We start from the raw sequence: 21,127 nt of genomic DNA on the forward strand, positions 1-21,127 counted from the left end.
CGGCGGTCGTGTCATCGGGCGGACAGGTACTCCTCGACCCCCGGGGCGGTGTGCGCGTCCTCGGCGTTCACCACGCCGCCGACCGCCTTGGCGTCGGGCTTGAGCACGTACGTCTCCACGCTGGCGGGACGGTTCACGTCGGAGAAGTTCTGCGGCGTGCCCAGCCCGGTGTCGGCGTTGGTCTGCGAGCGGTGCGCCTTGACGACGTCCTCCCGGCCCAGGCCGCCCGCCTCACAGGCCTTGGCCAGGTCGGAGCCGATGAGCTGGGCGGCGTTGTAGCCGGACAGCACACCGGAGTCGACCGGCGAGTCCGGGTACTTCTTCTTGTACGACGCCACCATGCGCTCGACGCCGGGCAGGTCGGAGCTGACCGCGGGCGCGGCGCTGACCACGCTCAGCATGGCCGCGAGAGCGGGCGCGGCGGGCGTCTCCATCAGCTGGGGCGCGAACCCGGGTGCGCTGCTGACCACGGGGACCTTCAGGCCGCGTGAGGCGGCGACACCGACCAGGGAGGCGGTCTGCGCCGGTCCCGCGCTGATCAGGACGGCCTTGACGCCCTGCTTGCGCAGCGCCGAGACCTGCGCCGACAGATCGGTGTCCGTGGCCTGGATCTTCTGGCCGGCCACCTTGATCCCGGCCCGCTCGGCCGCCCAGGTGGCGCCTTCCAGGGCGTTCGCGCCGTAGTCGCCCTCGAAGTAGACGTGGCCGATGGTGTCGCCCTTCTTCAGGGCCTTGGTGCGGGTGAGGAACTCGACCGCGGCGATCATGTCGACGTCGTAGGTGGTGCCGAGAACCTGGACGGCGTCCTTGCCGAGCAGGGAGGCGGCCCAGGCCTGCGGGAAGGTGAGCATCTTGTCCCGCTCGATGTCGTCGAGCAGGGCGGCGACCACCGGGGAGCCGATCACCTGGGGCAGCGCCACCACGTCCGGGGCGATGTCGGCGTAGGCGGTGACGGCCTTCTGCACGTCGTAGCCGTGGTCCTTGACGACGATCTCCACCTTGCGGTCGCAGATGCCGCCCTTGGCGTTGGTCTCGTCGGCCCACATCTGCTGGGCCTGCACGATGCTCTTGCCGAGGGTGGCGTAGGGCCCGGTCAGGTCGGTGAGGGCGCCCAGTCTGATGGTGTCGGCGTCGACGCCGGGTCCGGTACGGACGCCGTCCGCGGCGTCGCCGCCCTTGTCGCCGTCGTCCGCCTTGGAGCTGCATCCCGTGGCCGCGAGCAGCAGGGCGAGGGTGCCGGCGAGGACGGCCCCGGCGGCGCGGCGGCGGGGGCGGCGGGTGTACGTGGTGTTCACGGGGTGTGCTCCTTGGGTCGTGCGGCCGCGGCCGGCGGCGGCGTGGGAACGGTGGGGTCCGGGGAGGAGGTCGGGGTGCGGCGGCGCCGCAGGCGGTCGCGGGCCCGGCGGGCCAGACCGTGCAGTCCGTCGGGGGCGTACAGCAGGACGAGGACGATGGCGGCGCCGTACAGGTAGCGGGCGGCCTCGGTGGGGCCGACGGCGCCGTCGGTGGATCCCGGCGCGGCCACCAGCGGGAGCTGGTCGGCGTAGCGGGTCATCAGCAGTGGGAGCGCGGTGACGAAGACGGCGCCCGCGGTGGCGCCGGCGACCGAGCCGAGGCCGCCGATGACGATCATGGCGAGGTAGTCGACGGACAGCACCAGCGAGAAGTAGTCGGGCACCACCCGGCGGAAGACCAGCGCGAGCAGCACTCCCGCGAGGCCCGCGTACATCGACGACACCACGAAGGCGGCGGAGCGGTGCCGGGCCACGTCGACGCCCATCACGGCGGCGGCGGTCTCGCTGTCGCGCAGCGCGGCCAGTGCCCGTCCGGGGCGGGAGCGCAGCAGGCCCCTGGCGGTGAACCAGGTGAGCGCGAACAGGGCCAGGCCCAGGAACCACAGCCGTTCCTCCGCGCCGAACGGCACGCCGAGTACGGTCAGTTCGTCGCTCGCGTCGAAGGTGAAGCCGCCGAGGGCGAGCGGCTGGACGGAGCGGCCGTTGAAGCCTCCGGTGACCGAGTCGGCGGTGAGCAGGACGTGGTGGCCGAGGAAGACCAGGGCGAGGGTGGCGATGCCCAGGTAGATGCCCTTGACCCGGCCGGCGACGGGGCTGAACAGCCCGCCGGCGACGCCGGCCATCAGCACCGCCAGGGGGGCGGCCAGGGCGGACGGCAGCCCGGGGCCGGGGTCCCCGGCCAGCCAGGCGTAGCCGTACGCCCCGACGGCGAGGAAGAAGGCGTGGCCCAGGGAGAGCTGGCCCGCGGTGCCGCTGAGCAGGGCGAGACCGACGGCGCCGATGGCCGCCGCCATGGAGAACAGGCCGATCCGCAGCCAGAAGGCGTCCAGGTAGAACGGCGGCAGGCACAGGAGCACGGCGACCGTCAGCAGCGTCGCCCGGCGGCGGGTGAGGAGCGCGGTGAGACGGTCAGACACGGGCCGCTCCCTTCGCGCCGAACAGCCCGTTGGGCCGTACGAGGAGCACCAGCAGCATCACGGCGTACGGGGCGACGTCACCGAACCCCTCGCCGAGGACGTGCAGTTCGGACTGGTAGCCGATGACGAGGGACTCGGTCAGCCCGATGATGAGACTTCCCGCGAGGGCGCCCGTCGGGGAGGCGAGTCCGCCGAGGATGGCGGCGGGGAAGGCGTTGAGCGCGATCTGGCCGGTGGTGCGCTCCAGGCCCGGGGCCGGGAACGCGGCGAGGAAGACCGCCGCCAGCGCGGCGAGCGCGCCCGCCAGGCACCAGGCGCCCGCCCGTACCCGGCCCAGCCGTACGCCCATCAGCGCGGCGGCCTCCCTGTCCTCCGCCGCCGCCCGCAGGGACAGGCCCCAGGAGGTGAAGCGGAACAACGCGAACACGCCGCCGATGACCACGGCCGACACCACGATCGCGGCGAGGCGGCTGTCCGCGACGGTCAGGGGCCCGAGTTCGGTCACCGCGTCGCCCCACGGGTCGCCGAGCGTCAGCAGGTCACCGCCGATGCGCCGGGCCAGTTCGGTGAGCAGCACGATGTCGATGCCGATGGTGACGATGGTCTGCACGTGCGCGGAGTGGGCGTCGGTGCCGCCGCGTTGCAGCAGGAACCGGTCCATCGCGCCGGCGAGGGCGGCCGTGACGAGGACCGCGAGGGCGAGGGCCCCGGCGAAGCCCAGGTCGTCGTGGAGGACGGCGACCAGGTAGCCGCCGAACAGGAGCAGGGAGCCGTGGGCGAAGTTGAGCACGCCCGAGGCCTTGAAGATGACGACGAAGCCGAGGGCGACCAGCGCGTACACCGCGCCGAGGGCCAGTCCGCCCAGCAGGCTGTCCAGGAGGTCCGTCATGCCGCGTCCTCCCCGGTCGCGTCGGTGCCGAGATAGGCGCGCAGCACCTCGGGGTCCTGGCGGACCTCGTCGGGCGTGCCGTGCGCGATGGGCCGGCCGAAGTCCAGCACGGTGACGTCGTCGGCGAGGCGCATCACGAGCCCCATGTCGTGCTCCACGAGCACGACGGACAGGCCGAGTTCGGCGCGGAGTTCCGCCACCACCTCGGCGGTGCGGGCGCGTTCGGCGGCGTTCATGCCCGCCACCGGTTCGTCGAGCAGCAGCACACGGGGCTCCAGGCAGAGGGCGCGGGCGAGTTCGACGCGCTTGCGGTCGCCGTAGGACAGCAGGCCGACCGGGGAGTCGAAGTGGGCTCCGAGCCCGGTGAGTTCGGCGATCTCGCGGGCGCGGGCGAGGTGCTCGCGCTGTTCGCGCCGGGCGCCCGGCAGCCGCAGGGCGCTCGCGGTGAACCCGGCGCGGGTCAGGGCGTGCCGGCCGAGCATCAGGTTGTCGGCGACGGTGCCCTGGGTGGTGACGATGTTCTGGAAGGTACGGGCCACGCCGAGCGCGGCGATACGGTGCGGGGCGAGCCGGGTCAGTTCGGTGTCGCCGAGCGTCACGCTGCCGGCGGCGGGGCGGCAGAGCCCCGACAGCACGTTGAAACAGGTGGACTTGCCGGCGCCGTTCGGTCCGATGAGCGCGTGCACCGAGCCGGGGGCGACGGTGAAGGACACGCCGTCGAGCGCGGTGAGCCCGGCGAAGCGCACGGTGACGTCCCGTACGGCGAGCACGGGCGGTGCGGTGGTGGTGCGGTCCTTCACGCGGCCCCCTGGTCCTGCGCCGACTCGCCCAGGTAGAGGCGGCGTACGGCGTCGGTGCGGGCGAGTTCGTCGGCGGGGCCGGACAGGCGGGTCTCGCCGACCTCGAGGACGTGCGCGTGGCTCGCGAGGGAGAGCGCCATGCCGGCGTTCTGCTCGACGAGGAGCACGGCGGTGCCCTGGGCGTTGATCTCCCGGATCACCTCGGCGATCCGGTACACCATCTGCGGGGCGAGACCGAGGGACGGCTCGTCCAGGAGCAGCAGCCGGGGGGCGGCCATCAGGGCACGGCCGATGGCGAGCATCTGCTGTTCGCCGCCGGAGAGCAGTCCCGCGGCCTGGTGGGTGCGTTCGGCGAGCCGGGGGAACAGTGTGAAGACGCGGTCGCGGGCCTCCTGGACCTGGGCGCGTCCGCGGCGTCCGAGGCCGAGGCCGCCGGAGCGGAGGTTCTCGTCGACGGACAGCCCGGCGAACACCCGGCGGCCCTCCGGGACTTGGACGACACCGGCGCGGACCGCGGCGACGGGGTCCTTGCCGTCCAGCACCGTGTCGCCGTAGCGGATGCGCCCTGCCGTGACGGCACCGCGGTGCAGGCGGAGGGTGCCGGAGACGGCGCGCAGCAGCGTCGTCTTGCCGGCGCCGTTCGCGCCGAGCAGGGCGACGACCGCGCCGGGTGGCACGGTCAGGGACACGGAGCGGAGAGCGGACAGCGCGCGCCCGTACGTCACGTCGACGTCCTCGACGTGCAGCGCGGGCAGGCCGTCCGGTGGTGCTTCGGGCATCACGACTCCTCGGGGCCGCCACGCGGGGCGGTGACGGCTTCGGGGGAAGGGGTGCTCACGACAGCACGGGGGTGACCGGGCGGTACAGCGGTTCGGCTCCGCGTGCTGCGGTGTACCAACGGGGGTGGGGGTGGGTTGTGCGGGTGCCCATGCGGGCGGCAGGTCCTTACCGCGGTCCCCGTGCCCGGGGGGTGGGGGGGTGGGGTGGTTCGGGTTCGGCGGCGGGTGCGGGGTGGTGGGGGCTGGGCGCGCAGTTCCCCGCGTCCCTGGGGGTGCGGGGCGCCATGGGGGGTGTGGCGGCCCGCTGCGCTGCGCCCACGGGGTGGGGTGGTTCTGGATCGGCGGCGGGTGCGGGGGCGTAGGGGCTGGGCGCGCAGTTCCCCGCGCCCCTGGGGGTGTCTGCTCCAAGGGGGCGGGGAGCTTCCCGAAATCCTTCGGGGGGAAGGGCGCGCAGTTCCCCACACGTCCTAAGAGCGTAGGAGGTTGCGGGCTGTGAGGGCGAGGCTGGCTTCTATCAGGTCGGTCGGGCGGGAGAGGGAGCGGCCGGTCAGTTGTTCGTAGCGGCGCAGGCGGTTGAGGACCGTGTTGCGGTGGCAGTAGAGGCGGCGGCTCGCCCGCTGGGCGGAGCCGTCGCAGGCCAGCCAGGTGGCGAGGGTGTCCAGCAGGACCTCGGCGTCGGCCGGTTCCAGACCGGCCAGCGGGCCCAGCAGCCGGTCGGCCAGCGCGGCGGCCAGGTCGGGGCTCGACGCCACCAGCGCCGCCGGCAGGTGCTCGGTCAGCCGGACCGTGCCCCCCTGCCCGGGGCACAGCCGCAGCGCCGTGTCCGCCAGCCCGCGGGCCTCCCCCACGGCGGCCAGCCCCTCGACCACGCTGCTGACGCCCACCCGCACGCCGGGCGGCTGCTCGTCCGGGACGACCGCCGCCACGTCACCCTCGACCAGCACGATGCCGTGGTCGGTGTCCACACCGGTGTGCCAGTGCACGCGCACACCGGGTGCGAGGGCCGCCTGGGCACCCGTACAGCCCGCGGACCGGGCCCCCTCGACCGCGACCACGACGTACCGGCCCTGCTCCGGCAGGTCCAGCGCCTGGGCCGCCTCGGGCAGGTCGGCGATGCGGCTCGTGCCGTCCAGCAGGGCCGCGGCCAGCAGACGCACCCTGTTCTCCCTCCGCCACGCCAGTTGCCGTTCGGTCTGCCGGTAGGCGTCGGCGACGATGGTGGAGTGCTCGTCGACGAAGTCCCACACGTCGGACGCCACGTGCACCAGCAGCCGTACGTCCTCCGGTGCCGCCCGCGACGTCTCGTCCACCAGGCCCTGCCACACCAGCGAGCCGCCCAGCCGGAAGGCATGCAGCACCGCGTCCAGCGGCAGGCCCTGCTCGGCGCGGGTGGCGCCGATCTTCCAGGAGCAGGCGCGCGCCGCCTCCCGGGCTCCGCGCGGATCCAGCAGCGAGGAAATGCTGTGCCGCAGCGAGCGGTGCACCTCCTGCCAGGTGGCGACGGCGTCACCCTCGACGGCGGTGCGGTAGGCCGGCTCCTGCTCCTGGAGCACGGCGACCAGCCGGTCCGTCAGCTGGGGCAGGTCGTCCAGCAGGAGGCGGGCGGCCCGGTGCAGCACCCGCAGCGCGTCGGCGTCGATCAGCGACCGCACGCGCGGTGTCCGTGACCGGGGTGCGGGCACGGGGCCGGGGCGCAGCAGGGTACGTGGCCGTACGGCGTGAGGCATGGCGCATTCCCCCCAGGGTCGGGCTTCCCGGCGGTGCCCGTGCGGCGGCCCCGTACCGGCGCCCGGCAGGTACGGGGAGCCCGCGGGCCGGCCGCCGTCGGACTCGTCCTGCCCCGAAGGATGGCATACCGTCCGGTCGGTCCCTAGAGTCGTGCACCGGTCTTTTCCTCCTGCTCGACCAGACGCACCAGCTCGACCCGGGAACGGAGACCGAGTGTGGCGAACACGTTCCGCAGGTGGTAGTCGACCGTACGGGTGCTCACGGAGAGCCGGAAGGCCACCTCCCGGTTGGTGGCGCCCTCGGCGACGCACCGTGCGATCCGCAGTTGCTGCGGGGTCAGCCGGGCCAGCTCCCCCGCCCCCGTGGCCGCCGCCGGGGCCGCGCCGCCCGCGCGCAGTTCGGCGGCGGCCTGCTGCGCCCACAGTCCCGCGCCGCAGCGTTCGAACCCGATCCGCGCCTCCTCCAGCCGGGTACGGGCCTCACGCAGCCGGCGCCGGCGGCGCAGCCACTTGCCGTAGAGCAGTTCGGTGCGCGCCCGTTCGAAGTCGCCCGCGTCGTCGTCGTGCCGGTCCAGGGCGCGCAGGTACAGCGCGTCGGCCGCGTCCGGCGCGGCCAGCAGGGCGCGGCAGCGCAGGAGCTGGGCGGGGGCCTGCGGATCGGCGCCGCAGGCCGCCCACAGCGCGAAGTCCTCCACCACCGCGGTCGCGTACTGGGGGCGCCCGGCGGACGCGGCGGCCTCGACGAAGCAGGGGACGGCCAGCATCCACACCGCGAAGTGGCCACGGCGGGCGCCCGGCCGGACCAGCGGACCGAGCCGGGCGGCCGCCTCGCGGGGACGGCCGGCGCCGAGGTCGGCGCGGGCGGCGGCCCAGTGGGCGAGGGTGGCGGCCTGGGCGAGCCCGTGGCGGCGGGCGGTGCGCAGCGCCGCCTCGGCGTGCTCGCCGACCAGGTCGGCCTCGCCCTCGATGGACGCGGCGAGGGCAAGGACGGCGTGGTGGTGCGCGGCGGTGTTCCGCTGCCCGGCGCGCTCCGCCGTGCGCAGGCCTTCCTCGGCGTGGGCGCGGGCCAGCTGGTGGCGTCCGGCGCGCAGTTCGGCGTACGCCAGGTATTCGAGGGCGCGGGGTTCGAGGGCGGCGGACCCCGACGTCCGTGCGGCGGCGAGGGCGCGGGCGCCGGCGCGACGGGCGGCGGTCACCTCGCCGAGCATGAGGGCCGCCGCGGCGGAACGGAGGAGCGGGGCGGGATCGGTGCCGTGCAGTCCGCGTTCGAGTACGCGTAGCAGCGGGTGCGCGGCGAGGTCGAACCGTCCGAGCAGGACGGCGCGCATGCCGTCCCGGTGGTCCCGGGCGACGTCGGCGCCCGGCGGGGTGCCGGCGTCCGGCACGGGTCCGGTGGGCGGCGCGGGTGCGGTGGGCGGCGCGTCCGCCGCGCGCGGGGCCGTCGCCCCCACCCGTGCCGCCCTGCGGGACGGCTGCCCGCAACGGCGCGCGGCCTTGGCGGCGGGTCCCCCCACTCCCCAGGCCAGGGTCCCGGCGGGGACGGCGGAGATTTCCGGCGTGTCGGTCCTCGGGACGCGGACGCAGGCGGTGGCCAGGGGGGTGACGGGCGGTGCGTAGGTGGGGGCCAGGGCGGACAGGCAGGCGGCGGGGTCGCCGGCCGACCAGGCCGCGTCCGCCGCGCCGAGGGTGGCCCGGGCGGCGGCGCGCGGGGCCGTGGCGGCCAGCAGGCCGGCGGCGAGCAGGAAGGACTCGCGGGCGTCGTCGACCGGGCCGTCGGCCAGCAGTACGGCGCCGCGCAGCAGTTCCGCGCCGCCCCGCACCGACACGGGAGCGCCGGGGCCGCGGGCCAGGTCGAGCAGGCGCCGGGCGTCGCGGGCGTGGCCGGCGAGGAGGGCCTGTTCGGCGGCGGCGAGGTTCCGCCGGGCGCGGTCCGCGTCGTCCGGGACGAGGTCCGCCGCCCGGGCCAGGGCGCGTTGGCGGAGTGCGGGCGTCGCCGGGCACACCGGATCGGCCGCGGCCGCAGCCAGCGCGTCCGCGAGGCCGGACACCGGGCCGGGCACGGCCCACGAACGGTGCAGCAGGGCGAGGATCCCGCCCCCCTCCGCCTCCGCCGCCGCGCCGGCCAGGGCACGGTGCGCGGCACGGCGGCGCTCGGGCGGCGCGCAGGCGTACACCGCCCGGCCCACCAGCGCGCTGCGGAAGCGCAGCCGGCCCTCGGTGCGGGCCAGTACCTCGGGCAGCGGCCCCTCCGCAGGGGCGCCGCACGCCCGCAGGACGAGGCCGGCGTCCGCGTCCTCCTCCCCCGTCGCCCGTACGGCCGCCGCCGTGGTCAGCGACAGGTCCCCGCACTCCCCCGGCGGGCCGGGCAGGCGTCCGCCGGCCACCCCGGCCAGCACCTCGGCGTCGACGAGCGGCCGGGGCAGCGCCCGCGCGCCGGTGAGCTGGGCGGGCGACAGCCGCTGGACCGCCGCCCGCAGCAGCGCGGGGTTCCCCTCGGCGGCGGTCACCAGCTCCTCCCGCACGGCGGGGTCGACGGCGCCGTCCGCGGCCTCCTCGACCAGGAGCGCCGCGTCGCCGGGCGTGAGCGGGCCGAGCCGCAGCACGGGCAAGCCCGTGAACTCCCGGTCCACGGGCCGGTGTCCGGCGACGGTCAGCAGCAGCAGCGCCGGCGGGCCCGACTCCCGTACGAGCGCCGCCGCGTGTCCCAGCGCGGCGCGCGACGGGGCGTCCCACAGGTGGGCGTCGTCCACGCAGACAAGCGGGGGCCCGTCGGCGGCGGCCGTCCGCAGGGCGTCGTCCAGCTCGCCCACGCGGTCCGCGCCGAGGTGCCGCACCGGTCCGTCGTGGAAGAGGCGGGCGGCGGTCTCGAGGAACGTGGTGCGTCCGCAACCGGGTTCACCGGTCACGACACGGACGCCGCCGTAGGTGTGCAGCGCGTCCAGCAGCTCGGCGACCTGCTGCTGTCGCGCGGTCGTGTGTCCGGTCATTCCCGCGACCTTACTCACGCGTAAGGTCGCGCGGAAGGAGTGCGTCCGTGGGTGGGTGAACGCGCAACGGCCGTGCCATCAGGGGCTTTCCCCGTGCCGCGCACGGTGCGGGGTGTGACGCCGCCCAAGGCGGGGAGCGCCCGTCGGTGCGTGCGCACAACGCCGGTGGCGGCCCGCGTCGTGCGCGGACCGCCACCGGTGGTACGGGCGCCGGGTGCCTGGCGCCTTGGGATCAGGAGGAGTGCGGGCAGTTGCCCCGCGACTCCTCGATCGTCAGGCTCGGCCGGGGCAGCGGGCAGAGGAACTGCTCGTAGCGGGTGTCGTTGTCGATGAAGCGCTTCAGCCAGGAAATGCTGTACTTCGCGATCGTCGTGTTCGACGAGTTCGGGGTGAAGTGGGAGGCGTTGTTGAGCTCCAGGTAGGCCCGGTCCAGGGACGAGGGCAGGTTGTTGTAGAAGGGCTCGGCGTGGCTGGCGACGGGGGCGATGGAGTCGCCGTCGGCGCCGAAGATGAGCGTGGGGGTCCGCAGTTCCGGCCAGGTCTTGTCGAGGTTCCAGGGCGTCAGCGGGATGGCGGCCTGGAGGGACGGCCGGGTCTTGGCGGCCTCGAGGGAGCCGCCGCCGCCCATGGAGTGGCCCATGACGCCCAGTCTGCTGCTGTCCACGCGGTTGCGGACGGAGCTGCGCTGGGTGAGGTAGTCCAGCGCGGCCAGCAGCTGGTCGCCGCGGGAGCCGGGCTGGTCGACGGTGGTGTTGGTGTCGATGGTGAACACCACGAAGCCCTGCGAGGCGAGACGCGGGCCGAGCCAGGAGATGGAGGACTCGAGCGCGGTGAAGCCGGGCGAGATGGCGATGGCGCCGAAGGTGCCGTCGGCGGTGGTCGTGGGGTAGTGGATGGTGCCGCCGCCGAAGCCGGTGACGACGAGCCGGGAGACGGAGGTCTGCGACACCGCGTAGGGGCCTCGCAGCGCCTCGATGCTCGATTCGGTGGGCGCCGGCCCGCGCTCGTAGGGGTTGTCCGCCGCCGCGTGGGCGCCCGGGCCGGTGAGCGTGCTGAGGCCGACGACGGCGGCCAGCGCCGCGGTCAGTCCGGCCAGGCGGCCGGTCCTGCGCCTGCTGGTGTGGGGGTGCTGCTGCACGACGAGTGGTCCTCTCTGTCACGGCGAGCGGCCCGGTCGGCCGGTGCACGGGGTCACGGCGTGGGTGGGGAGCCGTGCGGTGGCCGGGGGCGCCGCCTTCTGACTGGCGGTGCCACTGTCGAGGGGGAGGTGTCGTGGGGGGACCGGCGAAATCACCGGTCTTGAGTGGGGTGGGGGCGTGCCGGGGTGGTGGGTGGTGGGTTTTCGCGCAGTTCCCCGCGCCCCTGAGGGGGCGGTGGTGCCGCGCGCTTCCGGCGCGGGGTGCGCATGGGCACCGGTCGGGTGCGGGTGGGTGGGGGTTGAGCGCGCAGTTCCCCGCGCCCCTGAGGGGGCAGTGGCGCCCTGTGTTTCAAGCGCGGGGTGCGCATGGGCACCTGTCGGGTGCGGGTTGTGGGGGCTGAGCGCGCAGTTCCCCGCGCCCCTGAGGGGGGGTGGTGGCGCCCTGTGCATCAGGCGCGGGGTGCGCACGGGACCGGTCGGGTGCGGGTGGGGGGGGTGGGCGCGCAGTTCCCCGCGCCCCTCGGGGGCGTCCGCTCGGGATCGTTGGGGTGGGGTGCATGTGTGTGTCCGGGCGGGGTACCCGGACGGGCATGGTCACCGTCGGAGTCGGCGCTGACGGTGGCGGCGACGGCGTCCCCTCGGGGGCGCCGTCGTTTCATGCCGCGTCGTAGACGTGGGCCCGGCCGCCGACCCACTTCACCCAGGCCGGATCGTCCAGCAGCCGCTCACCCTCCGGCAGCCCGACGCGTCGCAGGAACTCAACGACGTCCCGGTCGGAGTAGGCGAGGCCGACGATCTCGCCGCGCACAGTCACGCGCCGGCCGCCCGAGCCGAGCGGCGGGTGCACCACGATCGGAGCCTTCGTCATCACTCCAGGATCCGCCCGTACCGTCCCGTATGCATGCCGGGCCCCCGCGTCACCCGACTGGCCCGCCGGACGAGCCGTCCGGTCCCCCGCCGTGCTGATATGGAAGCGGCCTCCATGCCTACCCGGAGGGAGCTGGGAATGCACGAGATGTGGTGCGGTGCAGACACTTCGGGGGAGCCGGTCTGGCATGTCCTCACCCCTGACAAGACCTCGACGCTGTGCGGGGTGGAGAAGGAGGAGGAATCACCCCGACGCGACACGACGGACCGGCACTGCTTCTCCTGCATGCAGTCGTTCCAGGCCGTCGTGGCGTCCCGCTGAGGACCCCGGCCGCCCCCACGCCGCCGGCGGCCCCGGGAACCACCCGGGGCCGCCGGCGTCGTGTCAGTGGCAGGCGTGCTCCCTCGGGTCCGCGACGACACCCGGACCGGCGCCGTGCGTCTCCAGCCGGCAGAAGCAGGACGCCTCGACGGGTACGTCCGCCAGCGCGGCCGCCTGCCGCAGCTGCCGGGCGACGATCGCGGCCTCGCCGGTCTTGCCGCCGCGCAGCAGGCACTCGTGGAACCCGTGCAGCGCCCAGACGTTGTTGGGGTGCTGCAGCGGCCGGGGCAGGGCGTCGTCCAGCCCCAGGTCGGCCCGGTACACGGCCTCCGCCTCCGCGACCCGGCCCTGTTCCAGGAGCAGCGCCCCGTAGGCGTGCCGGGTGGGCTGCATCCAGCCCCACGGCTCGTCGTAGGGCAGGTTGTCGTCGAGGTCCACGGCCCGCTCCAGTGCGGCGAAGGCGGTGTCGTGGTCACCCTTGCGGTAGGCGAGTTCGCCGTCCAGCATCGCCGACGCGATGGCGAGGAGGTCGTGACAGGTGTTGTTGAACAGCATCCGGGTCTCCGGGACCCGGTCCACCGCCGCGCGGAACTCCTCCCGCTCCGCGTCGGCCCGCGCGGTGTCGCCGGTCACGGCCAGGGCGATGCCCCGCGCGTAGTGCAGCATCGCGGTGGTGACGCAGTACAGCCCCGGGTCCGCGGGGAACGGCAGGGCGAGGATGTCGTCCCAGCGGCCGAAGCGGATCAGGACGTGGAAGCGCATCGCCAGGAAGCCCTCCAGCCAGTCGGCCATGGGCGGGCTCTCCACCCGGAGCAGCTTCTCGGGGACGGCGGCCTCCAGCCGTGCGGCGGCGTCCAGCGCCACCGCCGACTGCCCGGCGAACATGGCGCCGTAGATCCGGAAGTGATGGTTGTGGCCGCGGTAGAGCGTGTAGAAGTTCATCGCTCCCGCCCGCCGCAGGTACTTCTCGTCGGCGGCCACGGCGGCGGTGTTGTCCGAGACGACCCGGCGGTAGTCGCCGCACAGCACCTCCAGGTGCGAGGGCATGTGGAGCAGGTGCCCGGCGTCGGGGGCGAGGCCGCGCAGCCGGTCGGCGACGGTGAGGGCCGCCTCGGGGGTGGGTGACATCTCCATCAGGTGGATGTAGAGGTGCACCACGCCGGGGTGGTGGGCGCCGGCCTCGGTGGCGAGGGCGCCGTCGAGCACGGCCTTGGCCTCCTCGGTGCGGGCGCCGTCGGCGGGCCGGCCTGCCTTGAGGTCCCACAGCTGCCAGGGGGTGAGGTTCATCAGGGCGTCGGCACAGAGCGCGGCCACGTCCGGGTCGCCCGGGGCGCTCTCGTACACGGCGAGCATGCGGTCCGCGTACGGTTCGTTCCACACGGAGCAGTCCTCGGCGGCGTGGGCCTGCGGGTAGCGGGCGCGCAGGGCCTCCACGAGGGCGCGTTCGACGGGAGTGGCGCGGGCCGCCGCCCGGTGGGCCCGTTCCACCGCGGCGTGGGTCCGCTCGACGGTGGTGGTGAGTTCCTCGCCGTCGAAGGCCTCCCACGGCTTGTTGTAGTTGGGGCCGAGGGCGTAGGCGACGCCCCAGTGGGCCATGGCGCAGTCGGGGTCGGCGTCGGCGGCCCGCCGAAAACAGGCGACCGCCTCCTCGTGGTTGAAGGCGTAGGTCCACATCAGCCCGCGGTCGAACCAGAGTTGGGCCTCCGGGGAGGTCGTCGTCACGGGCCGTCCGTAGGCGCCGAGGTCGTAGTAGCCGTCCATGGTGCCCTCCCGGGGGACCGGCCGGGCCGGCCGCCGCTCGTCCGGCGGCCGACGTCCCGTGGGGACGAAACCGACGATAGCGGGGCACGAGGGCGCGCGCAGGCGCGCCGCCGAACCGGTTGGTACCCGGGCGGTCAGACGCTGACGAGGAGCTGCGGGGACAGCACCTTGATCATTGTGTTGGTCCAGCGCATCTGCCGCAGGGTCTGCGGACGGCAGTCGGAAACCAGCTCCAGCAGTTCCCGGTCCCGGGTGGCCTGTGCCGCCTGGGCCAGCATCTCCCAGTTCAGGGAGTTGCGGACGGCGGCCAGGTGCAGGTCGCGCAGGTCCTCCAGGAGGAGCAGCCCTGTCTCGGGGCGGCGCCCGAGGGCCTGCGCGGCCTTCTCGCGGAGGGCGGCGAGCGCGCCGGGTGCGGTGTGGTCGCGCGGGCCGGGCAGGTCGACGCCGTGATCGGGGCCGAGGGCGGCCAGCCGTACCGCGTGCTCGCGGGACCAGCGGGCCACGTCGGTCGCGACGTGGTGCACCTCGTGCTCGGTGCGGTGGCGCTCGGCGACGGCGAGCAGGTGCGTCTCCAGGTCGCGCTCGCCGTCGTGCAGGGCGCGCAGGGTGATGCCGATGCCGTTCATGCGGTGCTCCCCGCCCTCGCGTCGTCCGTGACCGGCTGCCGGGACGTCCCGCGCCGGGCGACCAGGGTCACGCGGGCGGCGGCCGTCTTGAACAGGGGCTGTTTGGACAGCGGGTCCCAGTCGGTGACGGTGGTCTCGTTGGCGGCGCGTCCTGGTCGGCCGTCGGGCGGCCGGTGGCCCTCCGGGGTGTCCCAGTAGCCGTAGTGGAACGGCACGAACACCACGCCGTCGCGGACCGCCACCGTCCGCAGCCGGGCCCTGATGGCGCCGCGCGGTGTGGTGACCTGCACCAGGTCGCCGTCGGCCAGTCCCTGTGCGGCGGCCTCGGACGGGGAAATCTCGGCCCAGACGTCCGGTGCGGCGGCGTTCAGCTCCGGTACGCGGCCGGTCTTGGTGCGGGTGTGGAAGTGGTGGACGGTGCGGCCGGTGATCAGCTGGAGGGGGTACTCCGGGGAGGCGTCCTCGTGGAGCGGGAGGTACTCGGCGGCCTTGATCACCGCCTTGCCGTCCGGATTGAGGGAGCGGTACTCGACCGGAGTGACGGTGGCACCGGTGACCATGTCCTTGCCGTAGCTCTCGCACCGGTCGGGGTGGGCGTGGTCGAAGCCGTCGGCGTAGAGGCGGGCGGTGCCGTCGGGGGCGTCCTCGGTGCAGGGCCACTGGATGCCGCCGTCGCGCAGCTTGTCGTAGGTCAGCCCGGTGTAGTCGCAGGGGCGTCCGGCGCTGCACCGCTGCCAGGCGGCGAAGGCTCCCTGCGGGTCGTGCCAGCCGATCAGCGGGCCGCCGTCCTTGTCGCGGAAGTCCATGCGGGCCGCGTAGTCGAGGAAGATGTCGAGGTCGGGCCGGGCCTCACCGGGCGGGTCCACGGCCTTCTCGGAGAGGTGGACGGTGCGGTCGGCGTTGGTGAAGGTGCCGGTCTTCTCGCCCCAGGTCGCGGCGGGCAGGACGACGTCGGCGAGCTGCGCGGTCTCGGTGAGGAACAGGTCCTGCACCACCACGAACAGCCGTTCCTGGGCGAGGACCGACCGGATCCGGCCGAGTTCGGGCAGGGAGACGGCCGGGTTGGTGCCGGAGATCCACAGCATCCGCAGGGACCCCTGCTCGGCGTAGCGGAACATCTGCATCGCGTGGGTGGGCGGGCCGTGGTGCGGGATCGCGTCCGGTTCGACGTTCCAGATCTCGGCCAGTTCGGCCACGTGCCGGTCGTTCTGCCAGTTGCGGAAGCCGGGGAGGTCGCCGTCGGCGCCGCACTCCCGGGTGTTCTGGGCGGTGGGCTGCCCGTTCATCTGCATCAGCCCGCAGCCGGGACGGCCCAGCATGCCGCGGATCAGGTGCAGGTTGTTGACCTGCACGGCGGCGGCGGAGGCCTGGTGGGACTGGTAGACGCCCTGCAGCACGGTGGAGGTGAGCCGCCGCGCGTCGCCGAGAAGATCGGCCGCGCGTTCGATCTCGGCGGCGGGGACGTCGCAGATCTCCGCGGCCCAGCGCGGGGTGCACCGCTCGACACCGGCGGCGAGTTCGTCGTAGCCCACGGTGTGCGCGTCGACGTAGGCGCGGTCGATCCGGCCGGTGCGGATGATCTCGTGGAGCAGGGCGTTGAGCAGGGCGACGTTGGTGCCGGGGCGCGGTGCCAGATGGACGTCGGCGCGGCGCGCGACGGGGGTGTACCGGGGGTCGACGCACAGCAGCCGGGGCGGGTCGGAGCCCTCGAGCCGGTCCAGGACGCGCATCCACAGCACCGTCTGCGTCTCGGCCATGTTGTGCCCGAACAGGGCGATCGTGTCGGCGTGGTCGATGTCCTCGTAGGAGCCGGGCTGGCCGTCGGATCCGAAGCTCTCCTTGAGGGCCTCGGCGGCGGTCGCGGTGCACAGCCGGGTGTTGCCGTCGAGGTGGTTGGTGCGGATGCCGACGTGGGCGAGGACGGCGAGGGTGTAGTACTCCTCCAGGAAGAGCTGCCCGCTGGTGTAGAAGCCGACGGAGCCGGGACCGCGCTCGTCCAGCAGGCTCCTGCTGCGGGAGACGACGCGTTCCATGGCGGTGTCCCAGTCGGTCTCGACGAGCCGGCCGCCCTCCCGGACGAGCGGGCGGGTGAGGCGGTCCGGGGAGTGGTTGGCCTGCCAGCCGTAGAGATCCTTCGGGCCGAGCCGGCCGCGGTTGACCCGGTCGGCGGCGCGGCCCCGCACCCCCACGATGCGTCCGCCGCGCACCGCGATGTCCATGGCGTCGCCGTTGGAGTGCAGGATCGAGGCGGAGGGCACCCACCGCTCCACGTCGTCCTCCGTCACCCCGTCCGCCAGGTGCAGGTCGGTGCGGGCCGGCCAGGAGGTGCCGGGCGCGTAGGGGGTCCGCACGCCCCAGGGGTTGGTGATCCGGTCCGGCGAGCTGTTCACGGTGGTCCGACCTCCACGGCGCGGGAATGTCGCGGGGCGGGTACCCCGGCCCCCACCGGTCAGACCATAACTCCACACACTCAACACGAAACCCAGAGTGACGACCTGACACACCTTCACCATTCCTTCGAGGTCATGTTCGCCATCGGGCTGGCAAGGGCCGTACGGCCCTCCCTAGGATGTATTTCCTGTCCAGCCAGTCCAGTTGGCGGCACTCCGCAGGGGGAACGATGCACACCGGTAAGCAGCTGTCCACCGAGATCGACGCGACCGTGCCGACGGCCGCGCGTATGTACGACTATTACCTGGGCGGCAAGGACAACTACGCTGCGGACCGGTCCGCGGTCGAGGAACTCGACAAGGTGGTGCCCAGCACCCGCCGGCTGGCCCTGAACAACCGGCGCTTCCTCCAGCGCGTGGTCCGCACACTGACGCAGGAGTACGGCATCCGGCAGTACCTGGACCACGGGTCCGGCCTGCCCACCCAGGACAACGTGCACCAGGTCGCGCAGCGCATCGACCCCACCACCCACGTGGTGTACGTCGACAACGACCCGATGGTGCTGGTGCACGGCCGTGCCCTGCTGGAGCAGGACGAGCGCACCGTGGTCATACAGGCGGACATGCGCGAGACCGACGGGATCTTCGGCCACGCCGAGACCCAGCGGCTGATCAACTTCGACGAGCCGGTCTGTGTGCTGTTCAACTCGGTCTTCCACTGCATCCCGGACAGTGACACCGACGGCCCGATGGCCGTCGCCAACCGGGTGCGGGAGCGGCTGGCGCCGGGCAGCTTCATGGTGATGTGCCAGCTGGTCAGCGAGGACGAGAAGGTCCGCGACTTCGTCACCGGCTTCATGGACCAGGTGACCCAGGGACACTGGGGCCGGGTCCGCCAGCGGAAGGACGTCGAGGCGCTCTTCGACGGCCTCGAGATCCTGGAGCCCGGTCTGGTGGAGGTGTCCACCTGGCGCCCGGACACCGAGGTGGCGCCCCGTCAGCTCACCCAGGAGTGGATCGAGTTCGGCGGTGTGGCCCGGATACCCGAGTAGCCCCCCCCGACACCGCGACGCCCCTCCCGGTCCTCGTGGGACCGGGAGGGGCGTCGGTACGTCCGGCTCGCGTCGCGGAGGCAGGCACCATCGGCGCTCCTCAGGCGCTCGGGGGCTCCGCCTATTGCGCTGAGTAGCGTTCCCTTATCGTCCTGCGCAGCAGCTCCACCGACTCACGGGGCTTGAGGGCCTCGTCGGCGAGACGGTCGAGCACGATCCGGTACTCCTCGGTCTCGTCGCGGTCCTCGAGGAAGTTCGCGCTCCTGATGTGTTCCAGGTAGACCACGTCGGGCAGGTCGAGGCCGCCGAAGCGCAGATAGGTCACCGGGATGGCGGGGGCCGAGGCGTGGGTGACGTTCAGCGGGACGATCTGGACCGTGACGTTGGACCGGTCGGCCATCACGGCCAGGTGTTCGAGCTGTTCGCGCATCACCTGGCGGTCGCCGAGGACGCGCAGCAGCACCGACTCGTCGATGACGGCCCACAGCTGCGGGGCGTCCTGGCGCATCAGCAGCTCGGCGCGGCGCATCCGCAGCTCGACCCGTCGCTGCACCTCGCTCGCCGGCGCGTTGGGCAGACCGCGCTCGACCACCGCGCGGGTGTAGGCGGCGGTCTGCAGCAGACCGGGGACGTACTGGATCTCGAAGGTACGGATGGTGGCGGCGGCCTCCTGGAGCCCGACCAGACGGTCGAACCACTCGGGCATCAGCCGCTTGTCGTACCGCTGCCACCAGCCCGGCTCGCCGGCCCGCTGGAGCAGCTTGAGCAGGACGGAGGCCTCGTAGCCGTCGGTGCCGTAGAGGTCGAGCAGCGCCCGTACGTCGGTCTCGGTCGGCGGGCGGCGGCCCTTGCCGGACTCGATCCGGGACAGCTTGGCCCCGCTGAAGCCGACGGAACGGGCCGCCTGGTCCTGGGACAGACCGGCGTCCTCACGGAAACCGGCCAGCTGCACGCCCACCAGCATCTTGAGCAAGGTCGGCGCGGGCTCGGGCCTGTCCAGGTAGGGTTCCAGACGGGAGATGCGATGCGACGCGGCGGACATCCTGACTCCCAGCAGACCGGCACAAGGGCGATTCACACTATCGCATCTGACGACGCCTCACCGCACGTGGATGCGAAATGCCGACCGAAGTGGGGCAGTTGGGCTCCGGTTCGCCGGCGACGACGGAAGGCCGGCGCCGGCCCCACGGCGCTTCCGGACCGGCCGGCCGACACCCGGACGCGGGCGTCGGCTCCGGACGGGGGCGTCGGCTCCGGACGCGGCGGGCGGTTATCGGACGAGGTGGTCGAACTCGCCGTCCTTGGCCCCCGCCAGGAAGGCGGCCACCTCGGCGGCGGTGTAGACGAGGGCGGGCCCGTCGGGGTCGCGGGAGTTGCGCATCGCGACGTCACCGCCCGACAGCGGCGCGACCTCGACACAGTTGCCCTCGGCGTTGCTGTGCCGGCTCTTGATCCAGCGGGCGTCCAACTGGCTGGCCCGCACTCCGTTCCGCACTCCAGGCACCGCTGTCTCCTTGCTGTTGCCGTTCGCCGGGCACGGCCGTCGCCGCACGTGGCGAAAATTCTCGCGCAATTTCCCGTGCAATTGCACGCGAGCGCTGACAGCGTGGATAATAGCCGTGGCGTCAACCCCTGTGGGAGCGCCCCGTCCTGACGTCGCATCAAGGAGATGCCGTGTCATCACCTGTGCACTTGACGCTCCGGCCGCCGGCCTCGGCCGTGTTACCGGCGGGTGACCCCGGTGCCCGGTCGTACGGCCCGCGCCCGGCGGCGCCACGGAACGAGGACGGGACCCCTCTGCCGACGGTGCCCGCCGCCGCCCCCCACGCGGCGGTGAGCATCACCTGCAGCCGGGAGGGCCTCGCACGGGCGCGGTCCTTCACCCGCGACACCCTCGGGGACTGGTCGCTCGCCCACTGCGGCGACGACGCCACCCTTGTCATGACCGAGCTCGCCGCCAACGCCGTCACCCACGCGGCGTCGCGGTGCCCGGGTGTGCCGGACGTACGGCTGGGGTTCCGTCTGGAGCCGGCGCACCTGTTGCTCACCGTCTCCGACCCCGACGACCACCCGCCGGTGGTCTCCCCCGGCGCCGGCTTCGGCCTGGAGGAGCACGGCCGGGGGCTCCGCATCGTCGACGCGCTGTCCGAGGCGTGGGGCTGGACCCCCACCGTCCCGGCCGGCAAGACGGTGTGGGCCCGGTTGTCCACCCGCCCGCCCATCTGACACGACTGCCGCGGAAAGGCACCCACGCCATGCGCAGCGCTTCTACGGAACAGCCGAGCAGCGAGCGCCCAGTGCGCCACACGTCCCCCACCGGAGTGGCAGGATCCACGCCCCTCACGGCCCTGTCCCACATCCCGTGGGCCGACATGCAGGACTCCACCGGATCGGCGGCCGCCATTCCGCTGCTGCTCAACGGCATCGCCTGGGGCGACGCCGACACCGCCCGGGCCGCCCTGGAGGATCTGCGGAAACGCATCTGCCAGTACGGCTTCGTCACGGAACAGGCGACCGCCGCCACGGTCCCCTTCCTCTGGGAGCTGGCCCAGCTGCCGCACGTCACCTGCCGGGCCGGCATCATCCAGCTCCTCAAGGCCATCGCCGACGCCCGGCAGTGGGAGAGCACGGCCGCCGCGTACCCGAAGCTGCTCAACCGCCGTGAGAACCCGGTGGTGTGGGAGCGGGCCGCCCGGCAGGCGGTGCGGGCCCGGCGGGGCGAGCTGAACCGGCTGCTCGCGGAGCCGGACACGGAGATCGCCCGGGCCAGCACGGAGCTGGCCCGCGCCCTGGCCGACTGAGGCCCGCGCGGCCCCGTACCCGCGGACGCCGCCGTACGTCCACGGCCCCGCACCACGGGCCCCGCACCACGGGCCGTGCACCGCCGCGGGCCCCGTCACGGGCCGCGGTGCACGGGCCGCACCGCACCTGGCGGCGCACCACGGGCCCGTCACGGGCCGCACACTCCGGGCCGTCCCCACGGGGACGTGTCCGGTCAGGAAGACGCGCGACTGCTCGGGGGACGAGTCGCGCGTCGGGGGGAGGGTCGCGCGCGGCCGAGGGGGAAGGCCGCGCGCGACCCGCGTACGCAGGTGAAGCACAGTCGCACTGTTTCTCACGCCGGTAGGAATGCGCCCCAGGGGCGCGGGGAACTGCGCGGACAACCCCTACGGCGCCGCAGGCGTCCTCGCATCGATGTCCGACGCGTGCGCCCAGGAGGCTGCCCACCCGCGGTGAAGGGGTGGCCGCGGCGCCGTCCGGGCGGGTCGCGCAGCTCCCCGCGCCCCTCACGGGGAGATCCGTAGGTGCGAACGGTGCCGCCCCGTGGCCTACCCTCGCCTCGAATGGCCCGGCAGTG

At 74.1% G+C, this 21,127-nt stretch carries 18 protein-coding genes; 4 read left to right on the forward strand and 14 right to left on the reverse strand.

Features of this window, described 5'->3' with window-relative positions:
• Positions 1–11: 11 nt before the first annotated feature.
• The 9 genes from ACIF8S_RS07970 to ACIF8S_RS08010 form a co-directional block, all read right to left on the reverse strand.
• Positions 12–1,295 (reverse strand): ABC transporter substrate-binding protein, encoded by a 1,284-nt coding sequence (locus ACIF8S_RS07970; RefSeq protein WP_399998022.1) that lies wholly within the window; start codon positions 1,293–1,295, stop codon positions 12–14.
• Positions 1,292–2,431 carry a branched-chain amino acid ABC transporter permease gene (locus ACIF8S_RS07975; protein ID WP_399998023.1) on the reverse strand — a complete coding sequence of 380 codons (1,140 nt, stop codon included), beginning with the start codon at positions 2,429–2,431 and terminating at the stop codon, positions 1,292–1,294. The genes ACIF8S_RS07970 and ACIF8S_RS07975 overlap by 4 nt, the downstream gene beginning before the upstream one ends.
• Positions 2,424–3,320: a branched-chain amino acid ABC transporter permease gene (locus tag ACIF8S_RS07980; RefSeq protein ID WP_349794791.1), complete on the reverse strand. Its 897-nt coding sequence runs from the start codon at positions 3,318–3,320 to the stop codon at positions 2,424–2,426. The genes ACIF8S_RS07975 and ACIF8S_RS07980 overlap by 8 nt, the downstream gene beginning before the upstream one ends.
• Positions 3,317–4,120, reverse strand: a complete 804-nt coding sequence (locus ACIF8S_RS07985; protein WP_399998025.1) for an ABC transporter ATP-binding protein — start codon at positions 4,118–4,120, stop codon at positions 3,317–3,319. The genes ACIF8S_RS07980 and ACIF8S_RS07985 overlap by 4 nt, the downstream gene beginning before the upstream one ends.
• Positions 4,117–4,899 (reverse strand): ABC transporter ATP-binding protein, encoded by a 783-nt coding sequence (locus tag ACIF8S_RS07990; protein ID WP_399998026.1) that lies wholly within the window; start codon positions 4,897–4,899, stop codon positions 4,117–4,119. The genes ACIF8S_RS07985 and ACIF8S_RS07990 overlap by 4 nt, the downstream gene beginning before the upstream one ends.
• A gap of 467 nt (positions 4,900–5,366) precedes the next feature.
• The gene (locus ACIF8S_RS07995; RefSeq protein ID WP_399998027.1) at positions 5,367–6,626 is read right to left on the reverse strand and encodes a helix-turn-helix domain-containing protein; all 1,260 of its coding nucleotides are present in this window, start codon (positions 6,624–6,626) and stop codon (positions 5,367–5,369) included.
• 143 nt (positions 6,627–6,769) lie between these two features.
• Positions 6,770–9,613, reverse strand: coding sequence for a LuxR C-terminal-related transcriptional regulator (locus ACIF8S_RS08000; protein ID WP_399998028.1), 2,844 nt, complete (start codon positions 9,611–9,613; stop codon positions 6,770–6,772).
• A gap of 232 nt (positions 9,614–9,845) precedes the next feature.
• Positions 9,846–10,751, reverse strand: coding sequence for an alpha/beta hydrolase (locus ACIF8S_RS08005; RefSeq protein ID WP_399998029.1), 906 nt, complete (start codon positions 10,749–10,751; stop codon positions 9,846–9,848).
• Positions 10,752–11,406: 655 nt separating this feature from the next.
• On the reverse strand, positions 11,407–11,619 hold the full coding sequence (locus ACIF8S_RS08010) for a hypothetical protein (RefSeq protein WP_024888284.1): 213 nt from the start codon (positions 11,617–11,619) through the stop codon (positions 11,407–11,409).
• A gap of 114 nt (positions 11,620–11,733) precedes the next feature.
• Between ACIF8S_RS08010 and ACIF8S_RS08015 the strand changes: the two genes are divergently transcribed.
• A complete protein-coding gene (locus ACIF8S_RS08015; RefSeq protein ID WP_145824573.1) occupies positions 11,734–11,940 on the forward strand; it encodes a hypothetical protein in 207 nt (68 codons plus the stop codon).
• A gap of 63 nt (positions 11,941–12,003) precedes the next feature.
• On the opposite strand, the gene ACIF8S_RS08020 is transcribed toward ACIF8S_RS08015, so the two are convergent.
• From ACIF8S_RS08020 to ACIF8S_RS08030, 3 genes are all read right to left on the reverse strand, one after another.
• Entirely contained in the window at positions 12,004–13,701 is a 1,698-nt protein-coding gene (locus tag ACIF8S_RS08020) for a tetratricopeptide repeat protein (protein WP_399998031.1), read from the reverse strand.
• Between the two features lie 134 nt (positions 13,702–13,835).
• Positions 13,836–14,327 carry a hypothetical protein gene (locus ACIF8S_RS08025; protein WP_399998032.1) on the reverse strand — a complete coding sequence of 164 codons (492 nt, stop codon included), beginning with the start codon at positions 14,325–14,327 and terminating at the stop codon, positions 13,836–13,838.
• Positions 14,324–16,717, reverse strand: coding sequence for a molybdopterin oxidoreductase family protein (locus ACIF8S_RS08030; RefSeq protein ID WP_399998033.1), 2,394 nt, complete (start codon positions 16,715–16,717; stop codon positions 14,324–14,326). The genes ACIF8S_RS08025 and ACIF8S_RS08030 overlap by 4 nt, the downstream gene beginning before the upstream one ends.
• 230 nt (positions 16,718–16,947) lie before the next feature.
• On the opposite strand from ACIF8S_RS08030, the gene ACIF8S_RS08035 reads away from it, so the two are divergent.
• Positions 16,948–17,769: an SAM-dependent methyltransferase gene (locus ACIF8S_RS08035; protein WP_399998035.1), complete on the forward strand. Its 822-nt coding sequence runs from the start codon at positions 16,948–16,950 to the stop codon at positions 17,767–17,769.
• A gap of 121 nt (positions 17,770–17,890) precedes the next feature.
• Here ACIF8S_RS08035 and ACIF8S_RS08040 read toward each other — a convergent pair whose 3' ends face one another.
• Positions 17,891–18,811, reverse strand: a complete 921-nt coding sequence (locus ACIF8S_RS08040) for a helix-turn-helix transcriptional regulator (protein ID WP_349794778.1) — start codon at positions 18,809–18,811, stop codon at positions 17,891–17,893.
• A 228-nt stretch (positions 18,812–19,039) separates the two neighbouring features.
• Positions 19,040–19,273, reverse strand: a complete 234-nt coding sequence (locus ACIF8S_RS08045; protein WP_145824579.1) for a DUF397 domain-containing protein — start codon at positions 19,271–19,273, stop codon at positions 19,040–19,042.
• 188 nt (positions 19,274–19,461) lie between these two features.
• Between ACIF8S_RS08045 and ACIF8S_RS08050 the strand changes: the two genes are divergently transcribed.
• Complete coding sequence (locus ACIF8S_RS08050) at positions 19,462–19,995, forward strand: ATP-binding protein (protein WP_399998472.1); 534 nt, start codon at positions 19,462–19,464, stop codon at positions 19,993–19,995.
• A gap of 29 nt (positions 19,996–20,024) precedes the next feature.
• Positions 20,025–20,570 (forward strand): hypothetical protein, encoded by a 546-nt coding sequence (locus ACIF8S_RS08055; RefSeq protein ID WP_399998038.1) that lies wholly within the window; start codon positions 20,025–20,027, stop codon positions 20,568–20,570.
• The last annotated feature ends 557 nt before the right edge of the window (positions 20,571–21,127 follow it).

The organism is Streptomyces sp. NPDC085937 (genome assembly GCF_044540535.1).
Taxonomy (GTDB): Bacteria; Actinomycetota; Actinomycetes; order Streptomycetales; family Streptomycetaceae; genus Streptomyces.